The sequence below is a fragment of the Aequorivita vladivostokensis genome (assembly GCF_000952855.1).
Taxonomy (GTDB): Bacteria; Bacteroidota; Bacteroidia; order Flavobacteriales; family Flavobacteriaceae; genus Aequorivita; species Aequorivita vladivostokensis.
Genome location: NZ_JSVU01000017.1, coordinates 1 through 16,916 on the forward strand (window position 1 = coordinate 1; position 16,916 = coordinate 16,916).

Below are 16,916 nucleotides of genomic sequence, written 5' to 3' on the forward strand. Positions count from 1 at the left end.
CTGTATTTTTCGGGTATCGCTCATTAGTTCTACAACTTGTTTTACGCCTCGTTTGCGGTTGTGCGAGTATTTATCGAGCCATTTGTATACTGCCGTAGTGGAAACTTCATATTCCCTGCTGACCTCCAGGACGGTAGAAACGTTCTTCTCAATCTCTCTTACTTTTTTGCGCTTAAAGCTCTCGCTAAAATAACGATTTACACGCTGGGACGATTTATTGCTAAAATCTTCTACTTTCGCCATAATAATAAGTTGGTTTAAACTCCGTAAAACGGTCAACTTATTTCAGTACCCGACAACTAATATTGAGTTTTTAGTATAACAAATATACTTTTTCTAATTCTGTCCCAATAGCTATAGGGATCAGAATTATAAATTCAGAATTACAACGCTAAAATTAGGAATTTTTCCTGTTGGGCTTCCTTAAAATCGTTTCGGCTTAACAATGCTTTGTTTATCCACGTAAGGGCGATTTGTTTTTTGCCGAGATTTTTATAAATCTGCGCCAATCGGTAATAAGCCCAATCCTTGGGCACGCTGTCTTTTATGGAATAATTGGCCAAGTATTCGCTGAGACATTCTATGCCGTATTCGGGTTCCAGATTGTACTGTGCCGAGATTTTGCCGATTTGATAATTGAGTTGGTTGCGCTTGTGGATTTTTAAGGATTTTGAAGTGGTTTCCAAAGCTTCCTTCGGCTGGTTGTTCTTTTCATAAAGACCCGCAAGTTTTTCGTACGTATGAGGAGAACCGCCTACTTCTATCGCTTTTTTGTAATACTTTTCCGCATCTTTCGGTCTGCCGGAATACTCGGCGATGTAGCCTTTGGCGAGGTATTCGTCCACTTTTGATATGGTTCCAAGTTCATCGGCATAGGCAATTGCTTTTTTTTCACTTCCGCCGATAATGCCCGGCAACTGAATGTAAAATTCCACCAAAGCCCAGCGTGTCTCAATATGCTTGGGGTCGAGTGCCGCGGCACGTTCCAAATGGTGTTTTATATCGCCAATATAGCTTACTGCCCGAATTCGGCTAACGGACAATGCCTTGAAACCCAACGCGCCGCCGTATTTAAAATGGTAATTGGCGTTACTTTCCTCCTCGTTTACCAAACTTTTATAATAGTAAATCGCCGTGTCCCAATCCTTTTGGTAGCCCGCAATATCTCCCAAATATTCCCGGGTTTTTTTATCGCCGGAATGTTGCTTCAGATACTTTTCAAAAATAGGTTTTGCCTTGCTGAAATTTTCCTGTTTGAAGTATTCCTCTGCTTGTTGGTAGTTGGTTTGGGCGTTTCCACAGAAAGGAAACAATAAAAGAAGAATAAATATACTTTTTTTCAAAATTTGGAATTTGGAATTTCAGATTTCAGGTTTCAGGTTTCAGGTTAAAAATATTACTAAAACTGCGAAGCGACCACAATTATTTTTTTGGTGGATAATTCTTTAAAATTTTCTGTATAACTGAAACATAATACGCCTCTTTCTGCTGCGGGGTTGCACGTTCCTTCATTTCGCCCTCGGCTACGGCCTGCCAAACCAGGTCGTCTTTTTCAACATCTATAAAATCCATCGTTAATTGCTGGTTTACCACATTGCCCCCAATGGGAATTCCGCCACTCACGCCCACGCCCACGTTTCCGCCACCGCCGCCAACCCCAATACCAATGGTGTTCCGCGAGCGGGAAACGCTCTCGCGTGCATAAAAATTGATAAACAGCTGGGGAGTTTCACTTTTAACAAAACCACGTTGCTGCAGCAGGCTGTCCGTAATCTGCACAATACGGTTATCGTCGAGCTCGCTAAGACCGGAGTCTATAGTCGGGAAATAATTATAGGAAGTGTATTTCGAAAAATCTACCTGTTTGTCATAATCCACTGCCACGGTTGCGCCGCAGGAAACCAGGAATATGGAGAGTACTATGATTGAAAGGAGCTTCATTGCATTTTTCTTTTCAATAAAAATACGCAAAAACCGAGTACTTGGATTTTAGAAAAGGTTAAAGTTGAAAAACCATTTTAAGAGAAAACCAAGATTTGCACTTTAAAACGGTTTCGGTTAATTTTCTATTGGAATTTTAATTATGGTTTCAATCCCCGCACCAGTGTTTTTATTCCTCACTTCAAAAAAGTAATTATTGCCATAAAGGTTCTCTAAACGGTCATTGATATTGGCCAGACCCATTCCCCGTTTTAGCAATAATTTATGGCCCGCTTCAACGGGAGCGCCATTATTTTCAACCTTTATTATCAAGGTTTTTCCTTCTGCGTAAATTTTTACGAGAATTTCCAAATCGGTATGGTTAAAATCATAGCCGTGTTTTATGGAGTTTTCCAGAATAGGCTGTAGCAGAAGTGCCGGCACCAATTTGGGAAGCAGAGATTCATCTATTTCTGTCGAAATTTTCAGATGATCGGAAAACCTAACTTTTATGATATTGAGATAGAATTCCAAAATGCGCAGTTCCTTTTCCAACGGAATGCGGTTGCTGTCATTGTCATAAAGTATTTCCCTTAAAAAATCGCTGAGATCGGCTATGGTATCCTTTGCTTTGGCGGCGTCAATATCGGTAAGGACGGCGATTGAGTTTAAGGTGTTGAAAAGAAAATGCGGCTGCAATTGGGAGGAGAGCATTTTCATACGCGTATTCACCAATTGCGCTTCCAATTTGCCTTGTTTTTTTTCAGCCTTTTTCACCTCTTTTACATAGTAATAGGTGTAAATAATAAAGACCATCGCAAAATAAATTAGGAAATTCAGGTCTATTACATACATAAATCTAAAAATGCTGCTCTCAAGATCATATTCTGCAAAACTTACTTGCCCTAGCAAAATGTAATAAAAGTCAACTACCAGCCGTATTACGATTCCTATCAACAACGAAAACAGAATATGAGTTGAAATGATTTTGGTCCAGGAATAATTTTTCCGAAGAAAACGTTTGGTACTTATGGCGATCAATGTCATAAAACTCACTACGATTATATAGTCAAAAAGCAGATTGTCCAGTAAGAAACGCGACCATGAGAAGCTTTTCATTGACTCCACTCCAAAAACCTGCATGTATGCCGTCTTTGCTATCAAAACCAAATCAAACAAGGCATAAAACCCGGCTAACAGCAGCACTAATTTTAGGTCTATGTATTTCTTCTTTATATTGTAATTTTTCTTCATATTCCTACTTTTTCCAGAAAGTCCTTTTTATAGGACTTGCTGATGCGCAATAGTGTATTATCATTCATTCGGGCATCAATTTCCGAAAATTCTGAATGTACTATTTCCTTTATATGCCGCAGATTGACAATGCTGGATCTGTGGATTCTAATAAATTTACCGCTGTCCAATGACTCACAGAGATTGCTCAAGGTTTCCCGGAGCACGTACTTTTTGTTTTCAACAAAAATTTCGGCATAACTTCCCGAGGCAGTGATGTACATTATATCTTCGGGGTTAAGGAGTATGGTTTTGTTTCCCTGTTTTATCGGCAGCTTGTCAAGAGCCTCTATTTTTTGCGATTTGGTTTTGTACAAATTAAACAGCTCAATTATGCGCTTCTCAAAGTTTTGGTCGGCTTCGTTTGCTGAAATTTTCCGTACTTTTTCAATAGTTCTAAAGAAACGTTCGTCCTTAAAAGGTTTCAGCAGAAAGTCGAAGGCGTCCACATCAAAAGCCTTTAGGGCGTAATTGTCGTAGGCCGTAACGAAGATGACGATGGGTTTTGGCGAGAGGGTAATCTTTTGCAAAACCTCAAAACCGTTCATATCCTTCATATTGATATCCAGAAAGATGAGGTCGGGCCGTTTTTGGTCTATTTCTGCAATTGCGCTTTTCCCGTTGGAACATTCGCCCAGCACTTCCACATCCGGTACTTGCCGGAGCAGGTAGAGCACCCTTTTTCGGGCAAGCTCCTCATCGTCAATTACAAGTACTTTTATCATTGAAGGCTATTTTTATAATCGTTGTGAAAGGATGTTCTGTTACGTAAAGATATTCAAAATGAAATTGCTCGGTTGTGTTCCAAATTAAATTTTAGGAACCCATCAACTTATAAAAAGACCATCAGTAGAGTTGTTCCCTGACGGTCTTCCCATAAATTGCAAAGCAACTTCTTTCAATTAACGGCAACCCCAACGCCACTGCTTTTGGCGTCTATTTTCAGGTTCTGTTTGTCCTTTCCGTTTTCAAGACGGATTTTATAGGTGGCATTGGCCAAAATTTCACCTTTGGTGCGGGCGGTATATTTTGCCTTGGTCAAGGTGTAGCCTTGGAAGGAGTTGTACACTTCGTTTCTGAGCTGCGTCGGCAAAATTACGTTCTTAAATTGCTGACGGGTTTCGAGGAGATTGCCCTCGCTGTCAAAATCTACCTCCAAAGCACCGTTTGTACTTTTAAACGTAACCAAATAGGCGTGATATTTCTTTTTAGCGGTATGGGCAATAAAGCTTTGAATGTCAAAATTAGCTTTCATAAATCCGATGGGAGCACGCGCAAACTGGCGCGCTTGGCTTTCTTTAATATTATAAACATAACTGTCGCCCTCTTGGGTTACCGCTACATTTAAGGGTGCATAAAAAAGTCTGGCCTCGTCGAGCACTGTAACCTCTTGGGCGCTGAGTATCGCCGCGGTCAAACTTAACAAAATGGAAATAACAAAAGTTTTCATAACTGATAATTTTTAGGATTAATAACTTGCTCTTCAAACTGGTAAACACTGATCAGGTATTTTTACAGACACTAAATTAAAGGTACAAGCCGCTGGATGGGCAGGAATGATGTGAACGTCAAAATTAGACTATCGGAAATACTGGATTATGATGTGAAATAAATTTTCACACCCGAAAAAGAAGGTAAATTTGCTAATAATCAGTAGATTATGAAAAGTGGATTTTGCAACTTATTGTGCCAAATTACTTTTTTGGGGAAATAGAATTACAGCATTGGCATCTGGGAAATGATACTTTATTTAGGCGGCAGCTACTTATTGCTTGACAATCTTTTTCGTTACGACTCCTTTATCGGTAATCACTTCCACGAAATAGATACCTGCGGAAAGGGTTTCAAAATTGATTTGTTTTTCTGAGGTTTCAAGAATTAGTTTGCCCAATGTGGAATAAACGGTTGCTTGTTTGAAGGAAATGGTTTTTGAGGTTTCAATATTAAGAATTGATGAAACTGGGTTTGGGAAGAAGGAAAGGTTTTCTGAAAGATCTGCTTCGGTTATTGATAGATCGCATTGGGCTTCTACTTCGGGAACGGAGTTGCAGCCTGCGAGATTATTGTTGATGATTACATATGTATTTGGATTAACAATGGCATCGCAAACTGGAGCTATGGCACAAAATGACAGGTGTGGATTGTCTTCAATTATTACACCAATAATTGCGGAAGAATCTAAATTTACTAAAGAGGAAACGGAGGAAAGAGAAGCATTCCCTGTAATTGAAATATAATCTTCACAGTATAATAAATTTTCCAAACCGTTCAAGGTTTCAAGCATATCGTTATCTAAGATACCTAACCACCCATAAATGGATTCCAGATTTACCAATCCGCCAAAATTTTCTAAAAGATCATTTTTTTCAACACGAAAACTTCCGTATATCTGGGTTAAATTTGCAAGTCCATCTAAAGAAACTAAGCTATCATTGCTATTGATTAGAACTCCCAAATCAGAACCATTTCCAACGGAATAAAGTGAGTTTAATCCAATAAAATTTATTATTTGACCATTTAATGCAATAGCAAACTGACCCGTAATCGTTTCAAGATTTTGAAGGCCTTCAAAACTGACTAAGGAATTGTTTTCCGTAATAATAAGACTGCTACTTAAATTTTGGATATTCTCCAAACCAGAGAAGTTTTCAATATTTGTATTGACTATAAAAATTCCTTCATCAACATCTTGAATTTGTGATAAACCGGTAAGATTGGATATATCACTTCCTTCAATGTTCAACGATTTTATTAGATGTGTACAATTAGGAAAGTTTGAAGAAAAAGCATCAATTTCTGCTTGCGTAGTTAAATATATATCATCGTTCGGACACTGCCCAACCCCAATAAAATAAACCAAAAGCAAAACGTAGAATAATTTTTTTTTCATACCAACTATTTTTTGGCAAGAAAAAAGAAAAAAACCAGGTATGAAAATTTATTTAAGATATTTTCAAGAAAGATTTATTGTATAGCCTAGCGAAGTTGAGAACTCTTTATATTAAAAATTCTGCAAGCGAAAACGCCTTCCACTGCGCTCAGGGAAACATTCCGTTCTAATTCAGCATCGCCCAAAGCTTATCCTTCAACTCCGTCAATCCCTGTTGCGCCACGGAAGAAATAAACAAATAAGGAATGCCTTTAAACTGTTTGTCAAGAATCTTCTTCATCTCGGCTTTCAGTTCCTCGTCCAACATATCACTTTTGCTGATGGCTACCAGACGTTCCTTGTCCAAAAGTTGTGGGTTGTAACGGCGCAATTCATCGACTAAAATATCGTACTGTTCTTTAATATCCGGCGCATCGGCGGGAATCAAAAATAGCAGTGTAGAGTTTCTTTCTATATGGCGAAGAAAACGATGTCCGATTCCCTTTCCTTCGGCGGCACCTTCTATAATTCCTGGAATATCGGCAACCACAAAAGTTTTGAAGTCACGATATTCCACGATTCCCAAATTGGGTTTTAGCGTGGTGAATTCGTAATTGGCAATCTTCGGTTTGGCTGCGGTTATTACAGAAAGTAGCGTTGATTTGCCTGCATTCGGGAAACCTACTAAACCTACATCGGCAAGAATTTTAAGTTCAAGAATAATATCTACTTCTTCGCCTTCCTCACCGGGCTGCGAATAGCGGGGCGTTTGGTTGGTCGCACTTTTAAAATGTGCATTCCCCAAACCACCGCGACCGCCTTTGGCTATTATTTTTTCTTCGCCGTCTTCCGTGAGTTCAAAAAGTATTTCCTCGGTTTCCTTATCGCGCACTACTGTCCCCAGCGGCACTTCAATATAAACATCGGCACCATCGGCACCGGTACTGGTCTGCTTGCTGCCGTGCTCGCCGTGCTCGGCCTTAAAATGTCTTTTGAATTTTAAATGGTAAAGTGTCCAAAGATTTTTGTTGGCCTTAATGATTACGTGCCCTCCACGGCCGCCATCGCCGCCATCGGGCCCGCCTTTGGGAATATATTTTTCCCGCCGCATGTGCTTACTGCCCTGCCCTCCCTTACCGGAAGTAACATGTACTTTTACGTAATCTACAAAATTGCCTTCAGTCACCTTTTATTGTTTATTGTTTATTGTTTATTGTCTATTGTCTATTGTTGGAAACCCCAAACCATAAAAAATAAACTATAAACTGTCTATAACCTTACTTAAACGTTCCGTAATTTCTTCAATACTTCCCACACCATCAACACCGTAATATTTATCTCTCTTTTCGTAATAATCCTTTAGGATGGCGGTTTCATTGTAGTAAACTTTGATGCGGTTCCGGATGATGCTCTCATCGGCATCGTCTGCTCTTCCGCTGGTCTTGCCGCGCTCCAGTAAGCGTTTTACCAACACCTCATCGTCCACTTCCAAAGCTACCATGGCGTCAATCTGGGTGTCCTTGTCATCCATTAAATGCTCAAGAGCTTCGGCCTGTGCTTCGGTTCTGGGGAAACCGTCAAAAATAAACCCGTTTGCATCTGGGTTTTTATCAACCTCATTGCTTAGCATATCGATGGTAATTTCATCCGGAACCAATTTCCCCTTTGCCATAAAAGACTTGGCGAGATTGCCCAGCTCGGTCTCATTCTTGATGTTATAGCGAAAAACGTCGCCCGTGGAGATGTGAACCAAATTGTATTTTTCCTTTAAAAAATTGGCTTGCGTTCCTTTTCCAGCGCCGGGAGGGCCGAACAAAATTATATTAGTCATCTGTGTAGTTTTATAAATGAAAAACGAAGGTGCAAATTTACGAAATTATAATTGGGGAAACGTTACTTTGGGATTTGTTAATTTGGGATTTGTTAATTCGGAATTCGTTAATTCGGGATTCGTTGATTTGGGAATTGTTAATTTGGTGATTTGGGATCTGCCTGCCAGAGGGGCGAAAGGCGGGTTTGGAATTTGGAATTTGGAATTTGGAATTTGGGATTTGGAATTTGGGATTTGGGATTTCAAACAACAACCCCCACCGCCTTATAAAGAAAATTCACCAAGGCATTCCAAAGTTTTTCCAAGGTCACCATCAAAATTCCTTTTAGGGTGTTTACGAAATTGAGTGCCATAGCCTCCAGCCCATCGAGGAAAAACTCCCGAAGGTCTTCGTCAATATCACCGCTGGCCACTCCCTTTTGGATAATTACCGTTTGTTTGGCGATGGCCTCCACCTGTCGTTCACTAAACCCGCGCACGGTGGAAATGTCCTTTTCCAGAATGCCCGAGGCAATATCCTTTATCTCATTGATTATATTAGTAACATTATCCGCCATAGCTTTATCTTTTTAAGAAACTTTCATAGGTTATTGCTTGATCCAAAAAAATCTCAACCTGCCCTTTAAAAGCCTGTAATGCCAAGGGTTTTAAACCGCTTTCCCTATCAGTCTGTTTCATTTTTTTGAAGGTTTCGGCAATTTTTTCAAAGGCAAAGGCACTGGGGTATTCCCCTGAAATGGCGCTACTGCCCTTTGCCTGTAGCAGTTCGTTTATTTTTTCCAACGCCACATTCTGGGGAACGGGCCGGGCTTTGGCTTGCAATTTTAATGATTCAAAAGCACCAATCAACACATTATATGTGGTTTCTCGAGCTATAAAACTTTCACTGTCAGTCCCGCCATCAACCGCCGCGAAAAAGCGCATGGCCAAATCACTGCTTTCGGTTACCTTTTCAACTATGGCTTGATCGTATGCAGGGGCCAATGTGGCTTCGCAACCCGCAAATAAAGCAATGCTGAAAAATGCTATAAAAGAAAAGTGAAATTTGATAGACTGCATAATACTGATTTATTCAATCTGCACTAAGTTAATGATTTGTAATTAATTACTGCTGCATTTTAAAATTTTCCCACTCTGATCTGAGCAGCGAATAAAAATTAGGAAGCGTTCCACAATAGATAAATTAATTCCTTTTAATAAGCACTAATTTTCGTAAAATCCTGTTGGATTCTTTATGTGCCACCTCACCAATACGGACAATCTCTCCAAAATTCATTTCTTTAAAACCATAATTCATGCAGGCGATTGCGGTTTCCGATTCATAGCCAATTTCCTAGTATTTTTATTGAAGCTTTATAGTCTCGCTCACTTTTTCATAAACCTCTCCGGTTGAGAGTTCAACCTTTATCTTTACTTTATAGTTTTCATTCAGCGTTGGCTTTCTATCCACCAATAGCTGAATGGCAGGAACCCGAATATTCGTGGTATCATTTTCTAAATAGGCCTGTAAATATGCATCTTCCTCAAAATAGATTCCTTTAACTATAATCAAATCGTTTATAGTATCGTTGGCCCTGTGGGCTTCGTCAAAATCATTAAGGGTAATCACAGTAAGATTGGAAAGCTTCTCAAACTTAGAACCGCTCTCGCCATCAAAAATACACGAACAGGCATAAGCACTGGGAATAAACGATAAACTCGGCCACCTTGATTGTCTTTGGCTTATAAAGTCAACACTGTAATCAACAGTTAGGCCTGCATAGTCGCCATAAGACACAGCCTCGTTCGGCAGCATAATTCTTAAAGAATTCTCACCTACTTTTTTGTAGTTCTTCAGAACCATTCCGTTTATATCGAAATACCTTCCGGTAATCGGGCCACAATTGCAATCATCACCACCTCCCGGAGTACACATCTGTAGCGGAAGCCCAATCAGCAAAGCAAAAACCAGCACTTTTGTTTTCAAATTCTCTTTAAAAATTCTCATAATAATATTCTTTAATTCCTTTTAACTTCAGGCTTCTCAACAAACGGTTTTATCCCAAACTCAGGATATATTTCACTCGGAAAATAAATTACGCCTCCCTTGGATACCATTGCAATCTTTTTAATTGCCTTTAAGTCTTTCGTTGGGTCATTCGGAACCAAAAAGAAATCGGCCAGCATGCCCGGCTCAATGGCGCCCCTATCTTCTTGTCCGAGATATTGGGCCATATCGTAGCTTCCCAATTTCAGCAATTCTGCTGGGGTGTAACCCAATTGTTGGTAGAGTTCCAATTCCCTGTGCAAGGTAAAGGCGCCTCCCAAATCGGTACCCGGCAAAATCAAGATACCACGATCCTTCATCATTTTTAAGGTCGCGATTATTTTATCATACGCCACTCGGTAGGCCTTGTCTTCCGTCTCGTTGGCGATGCTCGCCATTGCCTCTTTGGCATCGCGTTGTTCGCTAGCGGGCATATTTTCAATATAATCCAATGTACCCAGCTGCGTCTCTCCGTTGCGGGAAAGCAGTAAAAGTTCGTGAATAGCCAAAGTTGGGTCCATAGCTACGTTATTTTTTTCCATTAAATCCAAGGTTTTCTGAACGGGCGCACTGTTTAGGTCCAAATCTGTTAAGCGCTGTAAAGCTGTCAATCGTAAAAGCGTACGCGTATCTTCTCCAGGCTCCAGCACCCAGCCCAGCATAATTTGATTGATGTGTGTCATTTCGTCAAAACCAGCCATCAACATATCGTTGGCATTGGAAAAGGCTGGCACGTGGCCAGTTACGGGCATCTTCAATTCGTGGGCTTTTTTCACAATGGCAGACGCCCATTTCCCGTCCATGCTATTGTATAATTTTATTCCGTGAAAATCTTTATCGGCATAGGTTTGCACTGCGGCAAGCGCTTCTTCCTCGCTCTCCACAAGAATTCCGTTGTTGCTGTTAAATGGGCTTTTTCCTTCAATAAATCCCATCCGAGTTATATTCGGTCCAGCCAACACCCCTAATTTTATTTTTTGAATAAGGCTATCCAGCACCTCGTTGTTGTTCCCCATATCGCGGACAGAGGTAACCCCTGCTGCAACATTCAGAAGTGCCGAATTTTCTCCCATATGCCCATGCATATCGTAAAGTCCTGCTACTAAAGTACCTCCCGCGCCATTTATTTCCACTTCATTTTCGTCAGCAACGGCATCGGCAGCCTCTATAGTCAATATTTTATCGCCACTTATCACTACCGAAGACAAATCGGTAAGCGCCAACTTCTTTGGATCAAATATCTTTACGTTGCGAATGCGAATGTTTTTATCGTATTTATGTGCAAAACGTTTTTGTAAATCCTCAAAACGTGCTGCCGAATATTTTTCAGAAAGCATACGCAGACTTTTCTCCTCTTTCTCATGACCCTCCCTGATAATAATAAACCGAGGGGATATTACAGCAAAAAACCGATCGTTTTCATCCAAAATAAAATAACTAGGATTGAGTCCCACGCCCGATAACGCATAGGTTTTGAGCTTTAGCGAACCATCACTTGAGGTTGATTCCAAACGCTCCAGTTCCGTCAGCTTTAACTGCCCGGCAGGTAATGCCGCAACAGTTTGGTCTTTTGAATTTAACAGCACCCGCGCCGCCATAAAGAGCGAATACGGACTGCCCGATTGGTTTATATAAAAGGAAGGATTTTCCGCAGTTGTCGTTCCTTCTCCGGAAGCGTCTTTCCAACGCGCCTTCTGGCCGTCCAGCTTAAAATGTTCGTCTATGTTATTGCCAAAAGTAGTATTGCCCGCAATGTCCCATTGCCGCGGAAATCCAGCTGCATCCAAGACTATGGTTTCCGCAACGGTTGGGCCCCTGCCGTTATCTTTATAGTCATAATCGATTGCAACCGTATCGCCAGCGCGATCCACGTTTAAATGGCCCACTTTTGTCCCGGCAATGATTACGGAAAAGGTTTCTTTTTCAGGCAAATCAGCTTGGGAAGATATTTTACCTCTTTTTTCTTTACAGGCTTGGGTTGCAAGTATTAGAAATACAAAAAGAAGATAGTACGGTTTTGAGTTTTGGAGGGTTGGGGTTTTAAAAGTGGATTGCATGGATTAGGCAGTTTTGGATTAATGATTTGACAGTCATAAAACTACACTTTAGTTTGTTTACTTACAAAATTTCCTGTGGGATATGTTTTAGTGGATTTGAGCACATTTTTAGAATAGGCAACTTTAGTTTGGATACTTAAGAGAAGTCAGAAAACAATATCGGTCGCTTTGCAGATGCCGAACATACAGGGATGCACTTTGACAATCTTTCAGAAAAGTTGTAAACTTCATATCTATGGGCAACTATTCAACATTTGGCAATTGGAGTAAAAATTTTCATAGTAAATTTCAACACCAAAAATTTATCCGTGGACAAAAACCAAAACAATCCCAAAAAACCAAAAACCCCTTGGCCCACAAAGCTGGCCATGGAACAGATTTATGAAATGAACCTTTGGGGAGGCAACAAGGCAGATTTCTATTCCGGAGAGGGCTCGCACCATCCAAAAATAGTAAATCCGTATTTAGACACAGTAACCACGTTTTTAAGTTCGTTTAAAAAACCGCTAACAGTATGCGATTTGGGTTGTGGCGATTTTAATGTAGGAAAGGAATTAGTTAAGTACGCTAAAAAATATATTGCCGTAGATATAGTGCCCAGCCTTATTCTGCGTAATACAGAAAAATTTAAAGTGCCAAATTTAGAATTTCATTGTTTGGATATTGCAGATGCTGATTTACCCATAGCGGATTGCGCGATACTTCGGCAAGTGCTGCAGCATCTATCCAATGCTGAAATTCAAAGCATAGTAAACAAACTCACTGCTTTTAAATATGTAATCCTAACGGAACACATTCCCGAAGGCGATTTTACTCCCAATAAAGACATCATTTCCGGACAGGGAAATAGACCGAAAGTACATAGCGGCGTAAACCTATTGGCCCCACCTTTTAATTTTAAGGTTAAGGAAGGAACGCAATTATCTGCAATTGTTTTGGATGATGGGAAAGGGGTTATTGCAACTACGCTTTATCAAATATTTTAAAAAGGCTCAATAGGTTTTACATCGTCATTTATTATTCCCCGCCCTTAAAACGCAATTGCTTAAAACTTATCTTGTCGAAAGTCAAGCCGCCCACAATAAGAAAAAGACCAATAATTGTTGGAAACCCGATGGGTTCTTCCAGCACAAAATAAATTACGACCAATGATAAAAAAGGCACTAAATAAATAAGATTGCTTACCTTGGCCGCGGTGATTGATTTCTTGAGAGCTATGGACCAAATAACAAATGTTATTCCCATCTCAAAGAAACCTACATATATAGCACCTCCCCAAGATTTTAAGTCAATAAACACAATTTCTGAAGTCAGGAGCAAGGCTATGAGAATATAGATAAAACCGAAAAAGAAGTTGAGAAAGAGCTTGCTGAGTTCGTCGCGTTCATCCCTAATATTGAAAATCCAAAATAGAGCCCAGATAATAGCCGAAGCAAGCCCGAAAATCACTCCCTGCCCATTGGTAAATGATAAATTAATTAGGTTCCCGCCAGTGGCAATAATTAGCACTCCTATAAAACTAATGCCAATAGCTACTACATTTTTGAAACCTATTTTTTGTTTGAGCAATGGCACAGCCAATAAACTCAGCATTATGGGCCAAGTATAATTCAGTGCCTGTGCCTCTTGAGCCGGCAATAATTCATAAGCCTTAAACAAAACGATATAATACAAAAACGGATTAATAGCACCGTAAATAGCCGATTTCAGAAAAGCTCTGGCAGGGAGTTTGGCCAGATTAACGTACTTCTTGGTCGCCAACATCAAAATGCCCAGGGTCAATAAAGCAGTTGCCGAAGACCAAAACAACAGTTGCAAAAAGCTATAGTTTTGCAATGCTATTTTCATACTAGTAGCCACTGTACTCCATAATAGAACCGCTATTCCCGCATAGATATATGCCTGTTTTTGGTTTTTCATTTTAGGCCTAATTTAGAATTTTAAATGTAAATTGATAAAAAAGCATGACCAAGCTATTCCGCGGAAATTTTCAAAGGGAAATTTTAAACGGTTGATCAGTATTTAATACTTTATTTTAAAGTAGGCCTGTCACAATAAGAGATTTCCAAAATATATTATGGCGTTATTGCCTTCCGAAATCCATTTTAAGTCAAACAGATTTACATTTAGACAATGCGTTTAAAAATATATAACCCATGGTCAGCTAAGCGTTTAAAATTGTTCCGTTTAGGCAACCCCAAATTAACCAATTAACAAATTCCAAATTAGTTACCTTTGCACAATAAAAAATAAGCAATAACAATAGAAAATAATCCATGAACTATTTCTCCTCAAATTTCACTCTCGGTATTCTTGGTGGCGGGCAATTGGGCAAAATGATGCTCTATGAAACCCGCAAATGGGATATTAAAACGCAGGTGCTCGATCCCAGCGCCGAGGCACCCTGCCGGATTGCCACAGACTATTTTGAGCAAGGCGATTTGATGGATTTTGAAACGGTATATAACTTCGGAAAAAAGGTAGATGTGCTCACGTTTGAAATTGAGGGCGTGAATGTGGATGCATTGGAAAAGCTGGAAAACGAAGGCATAAAAGTATATCCCAGCGCCGCGACACTTCGGAATATTCAGGACAAAGGAATTCAGAAACAGTTTTATAAGGAACACCATATTCCTACTTCACCTTTTAAGGTTTACAAAGACAAATACGAGCTCAACGAAGCGATAGTTAGAAAAGAATTGCACTTTCCCTTTGTGTGGAAAAGTTGTACTGGGGGTTATGACGGTAAAGGCGTTAGCATTATCCGCGATGCCGAAGATGTAATTCCGCTGTCAGAAGGCGCTTGCATTGCTGAAAAATTGATTCCCTTTAAAAATGAATTGGCGGTAATAGTAGCCCGCAATCCTTCCGGGGAAGTAAAAACCTATCCCGTAGTTGAAATGGAATTCCACCCCGAAGCCAACCAAGTAGAATACGTAATCTGCCCCGCACGTATAGACGAAGCAGTTGCAAAAAAAGCAAGGGCGGTGGCAACAAAAGTTTCCGAAGCGTTTGAACACGTAGGGCTTTTGGCGGTAGAAATGTTCCAGACTGAAGACAATGAAATCCTCGTAAACGAAGTAGCGCCAAGACCCCACAACAGTGGCCATTACAGCATAGAAGCCAGCTACACCAACCAGTTCGAGCAACAAATAAGAGCTATTTTGGATTTACCTTTGGGAAATACCGACAGCAAAGTGGGCGGCATAATGGTTAACTTAGTAGGCGCTGAAGGCCACACTGGCCAAGTAGTCTATAAAAACATAGAAAAAATCCTCGCGATGGAAGGCGTAACGCCCCACATTTACGGCAAAAAGGAAACCCGCCCGTTTAGAAAGATGGGACACGTAACCATAGTAAACAAAGACCTCAACCAAGCGCGAAGGATTGCGGAGGAGGTTAAGAGGACTATTCAGGTAATAGCCCCCTGATTCCCCCGCAGCGGAAAAAAGCAACTTGGCGGGAAATCCGCCAAGTTCAAAAATATAAATTATCAATAACAGCACTTCAAATATCATTATTTATAAGGCCAAAGATGGTCTTTTAGACGTTCAAGTAAAATTTGATAATGAAACAGTTTGGCTTTCCTTAAATCAAATTTCTGATTTATTTAAAAAAGATAAATCAGTAATATCACGACACATTAAGAATATTTTTAAAGAAGGAGAACTTCAAAGAGATTCAGTTGTTGCAAAAAGTGCAACAACCTTTTGAGGTTAAGTTCGACCCTAACAACTGAGTATATTTTGTATATTTATCCAAATTTTGTGGGTTATGACTATAGCTGAAAAGAGAAATAAAATAAAAAAAGCCGTGGAATCTTTTTCCAATGAACAATTAGAAGAAACACTTCATTTTATCGAAAAAGTAATAGATAATGATGAAAGAAGAAAAGATTACATCAAAAATCTATTAATAAAGGAAAAGAATCTTTTTGAGAGGCTTGCCAAATGATTTCCGAAAAACTTGCAAAAGAGATTAATTTAATCATTGCTGAGTTTTCTGGAGGTGCTTCGGGAATAAGGGACAATAATGGACTTCTTTCTGCTCTCAATAGGCCATATCAAACTTTTGATGGAATAGACCTTTATCCTACCGCAATAGAAAAATCTGCCGCAATTTTGGAAAGTATTATTATAAATCATCCTTTTATTGATGGTAATAAAAGAATGGGATATGCCTTTATGAGGTTATTGTTGGCAGAGGATGGCTTTGATATGAAAGCTAAGGAAGATGATATTTATAATTTCGTTATTTCTGTATCTGAAGGTAAAATGAATACCGAAGAAATAATCAAATGGATTAAAAATCACACAACCAAAAAAAAATAAATAAAATCATATGCGCAGGTGGTTTAAACAACTTCCAAAATTGGAATTTGGAATTTAAAAAATTTGGAATTTTATGAAAAAAGTAGCAATAATAATGGGAAGCACCAGCGACCTGCCAGTAATGCAGGATGCCGTGGATATTCTAAAGGAATTCAATATTGAAGTGGAAGTGGACATCGTTTCCGCCCACCGCACTCCGGATAAACTTTTCGATTACGGGAAAAATGCCCACACCCGCGGTATTGCGGTAATTATTGCAGGCGCGGGCGGCGCGGCACACCTTCCGGGGATGATTGCTTCGCTGTCGCCACTTCCGGTTATTGGCGTGCCCGTAAAATCCAGCAACTCCATTGACGGCTGGGACAGCATCCTGTCCATCCTCCAAATGCCGGGCGGCGTGCCCGTTGCCACCGTTGCGTTGAATGGCGCTAAAAACGCCGGTATTCTTGCAGCACAGATTATCGGCGCTTCCGATAAGGCTGTTTTGGATCGGATTATTGCATATAAGGAAAGCCTTAAAACCAAAGTTGAGGAAGGCGCTGAAAATTTAAAAAAATAATTTTAATAATACAGTAGGCGCGCGATTAAT

Annotated in this window: 18 protein-coding genes and 1 pseudogene; 5 read left to right on the forward strand and 14 right to left on the reverse strand. The window is 40.0% G+C overall.

Features of this window, described 5'->3' with window-relative positions:
• From MB09_RS15130 to MB09_RS15195, 13 genes and pseudogenes are all read right to left on the reverse strand, one after another.
• Window positions 1-243: transposase (locus tag MB09_RS15130; protein ID WP_045079364.1), on the reverse strand; the 243-nt coding region annotated here is incomplete at its 3' end.
• A 140-nt stretch (window positions 244-383) separates the two neighbouring features.
• A complete protein-coding gene (locus MB09_RS15135; protein WP_045081766.1) occupies window positions 384-1,343 on the reverse strand; it encodes a tetratricopeptide repeat protein in 960 nt (319 codons plus the stop codon).
• Window positions 1,344-1,422: 79 nt separating this feature from the next.
• The gene (locus tag MB09_RS15140) at window positions 1,423-1,941 is read right to left on the reverse strand and encodes a DUF4136 domain-containing protein (protein ID WP_045081782.1); all 519 of its coding nucleotides are present in this window, start codon (window positions 1,939-1,941) and stop codon (window positions 1,423-1,425) included.
• 117 nt (window positions 1,942-2,058) lie between these two features.
• On the reverse strand, window positions 2,059-3,174 hold the full coding sequence (locus MB09_RS15145; RefSeq protein ID WP_045081767.1) for a sensor histidine kinase: 1,116 nt from the start codon (window positions 3,172-3,174) through the stop codon (window positions 2,059-2,061).
• Window positions 3,171-3,938 carry a LytR/AlgR family response regulator transcription factor gene (locus MB09_RS15150; RefSeq protein ID WP_240484854.1) on the reverse strand — a complete coding sequence of 256 codons (768 nt, stop codon included), beginning with the start codon at window positions 3,936-3,938 and terminating at the stop codon, window positions 3,171-3,173. The genes MB09_RS15145 and MB09_RS15150 overlap by 4 nt, the downstream gene beginning before the upstream one ends.
• 173 nt (window positions 3,939-4,111) lie before the next feature.
• Window positions 4,112-4,663, reverse strand: coding sequence for a hypothetical protein (locus MB09_RS15155; RefSeq protein WP_045081768.1), 552 nt, complete (start codon window positions 4,661-4,663; stop codon window positions 4,112-4,114).
• A 315-nt stretch (window positions 4,664-4,978) separates the two neighbouring features.
• The gene (locus tag MB09_RS15160) at window positions 4,979-6,103 is read right to left on the reverse strand and encodes a T9SS type A sorting domain-containing protein (RefSeq protein WP_045081769.1); all 1,125 of its coding nucleotides are present in this window, start codon (window positions 6,101-6,103) and stop codon (window positions 4,979-4,981) included.
• 166 nt (window positions 6,104-6,269) lie between these two features.
• A complete protein-coding gene (obgE, locus tag MB09_RS15165; RefSeq protein ID WP_045081770.1) occupies window positions 6,270-7,268 on the reverse strand; it encodes a GTPase ObgE in 999 nt (332 codons plus the stop codon).
• Between the two features lie 72 nt (window positions 7,269-7,340).
• Window positions 7,341-7,928: pseudogene (locus tag MB09_RS15170) on the reverse strand (adenylate kinase); the annotation flags it as partial.
• A gap of 227 nt (window positions 7,929-8,155) precedes the next feature.
• Window positions 8,156-8,470, reverse strand: a complete 315-nt coding sequence (locus tag MB09_RS15180; protein WP_045081773.1) for a hypothetical protein — start codon at window positions 8,468-8,470, stop codon at window positions 8,156-8,158.
• A 4-nt stretch (window positions 8,471-8,474) separates the two neighbouring features.
• On the reverse strand, window positions 8,475-8,972 hold the full coding sequence (locus MB09_RS15185) for a hypothetical protein (RefSeq protein WP_045081774.1): 498 nt from the start codon (window positions 8,970-8,972) through the stop codon (window positions 8,475-8,477).
• A 283-nt stretch (window positions 8,973-9,255) separates the two neighbouring features.
• On the reverse strand, window positions 9,256-9,900 hold the full coding sequence (locus tag MB09_RS15190; protein WP_045081775.1) for a hypothetical protein: 645 nt from the start codon (window positions 9,898-9,900) through the stop codon (window positions 9,256-9,258).
• Window positions 9,901-9,911: 11 nt separating this feature from the next.
• The gene (locus tag MB09_RS15195) at window positions 9,912-11,996 is read right to left on the reverse strand and encodes an amidohydrolase family protein (protein WP_045081776.1); all 2,085 of its coding nucleotides are present in this window, start codon (window positions 11,994-11,996) and stop codon (window positions 9,912-9,914) included.
• A gap of 368 nt (window positions 11,997-12,364) precedes the next feature.
• On the opposite strand from MB09_RS15195, the gene MB09_RS15200 reads away from it, so the two are divergent.
• Window positions 12,365-12,982, forward strand: a complete 618-nt coding sequence (locus tag MB09_RS15200) for a class I SAM-dependent methyltransferase (RefSeq protein WP_084709169.1) — start codon at window positions 12,365-12,367, stop codon at window positions 12,980-12,982.
• 31 nt (window positions 12,983-13,013) lie between these two features.
• Here the strand turns inward: MB09_RS15200 and MB09_RS15205 are convergent, their stop codons facing one another.
• Window positions 13,014-13,916 (reverse strand): DMT family transporter, encoded by a 903-nt coding sequence (locus tag MB09_RS15205; protein WP_045081777.1) that lies wholly within the window; start codon window positions 13,914-13,916, stop codon window positions 13,014-13,016.
• Between the two features lie 356 nt (window positions 13,917-14,272).
• Between MB09_RS15205 and purK the strand changes: the two genes are divergently transcribed.
• From purK to purE, 4 genes are all read left to right on the forward strand, one after another.
• Window positions 14,273-15,427: a 5-(carboxyamino)imidazole ribonucleotide synthase gene (purK, locus tag MB09_RS15210; protein ID WP_045081778.1), complete on the forward strand. Its 1,155-nt coding sequence runs from the start codon at window positions 14,273-14,275 to the stop codon at window positions 15,425-15,427.
• A gap of 343 nt (window positions 15,428-15,770) precedes the next feature.
• Complete coding sequence (locus MB09_RS15215) at window positions 15,771-15,950, forward strand: hypothetical protein (protein WP_045081779.1); 180 nt, start codon at window positions 15,771-15,773, stop codon at window positions 15,948-15,950.
• Window positions 15,947-16,327, forward strand: coding sequence for a type II toxin-antitoxin system death-on-curing family toxin (locus MB09_RS15220; protein ID WP_045081780.1), 381 nt, complete (start codon window positions 15,947-15,949; stop codon window positions 16,325-16,327). Before MB09_RS15215 ends, MB09_RS15220 begins: the two co-directional genes overlap by 4 nt.
• A gap of 73 nt (window positions 16,328-16,400) precedes the next feature.
• Window positions 16,401-16,886: a 5-(carboxyamino)imidazole ribonucleotide mutase gene (purE, locus tag MB09_RS15225; RefSeq protein ID WP_045081781.1), complete on the forward strand. Its 486-nt coding sequence runs from the start codon at window positions 16,401-16,403 to the stop codon at window positions 16,884-16,886.
• Window positions 16,887-16,916: the final 30 nt, after the last annotated feature.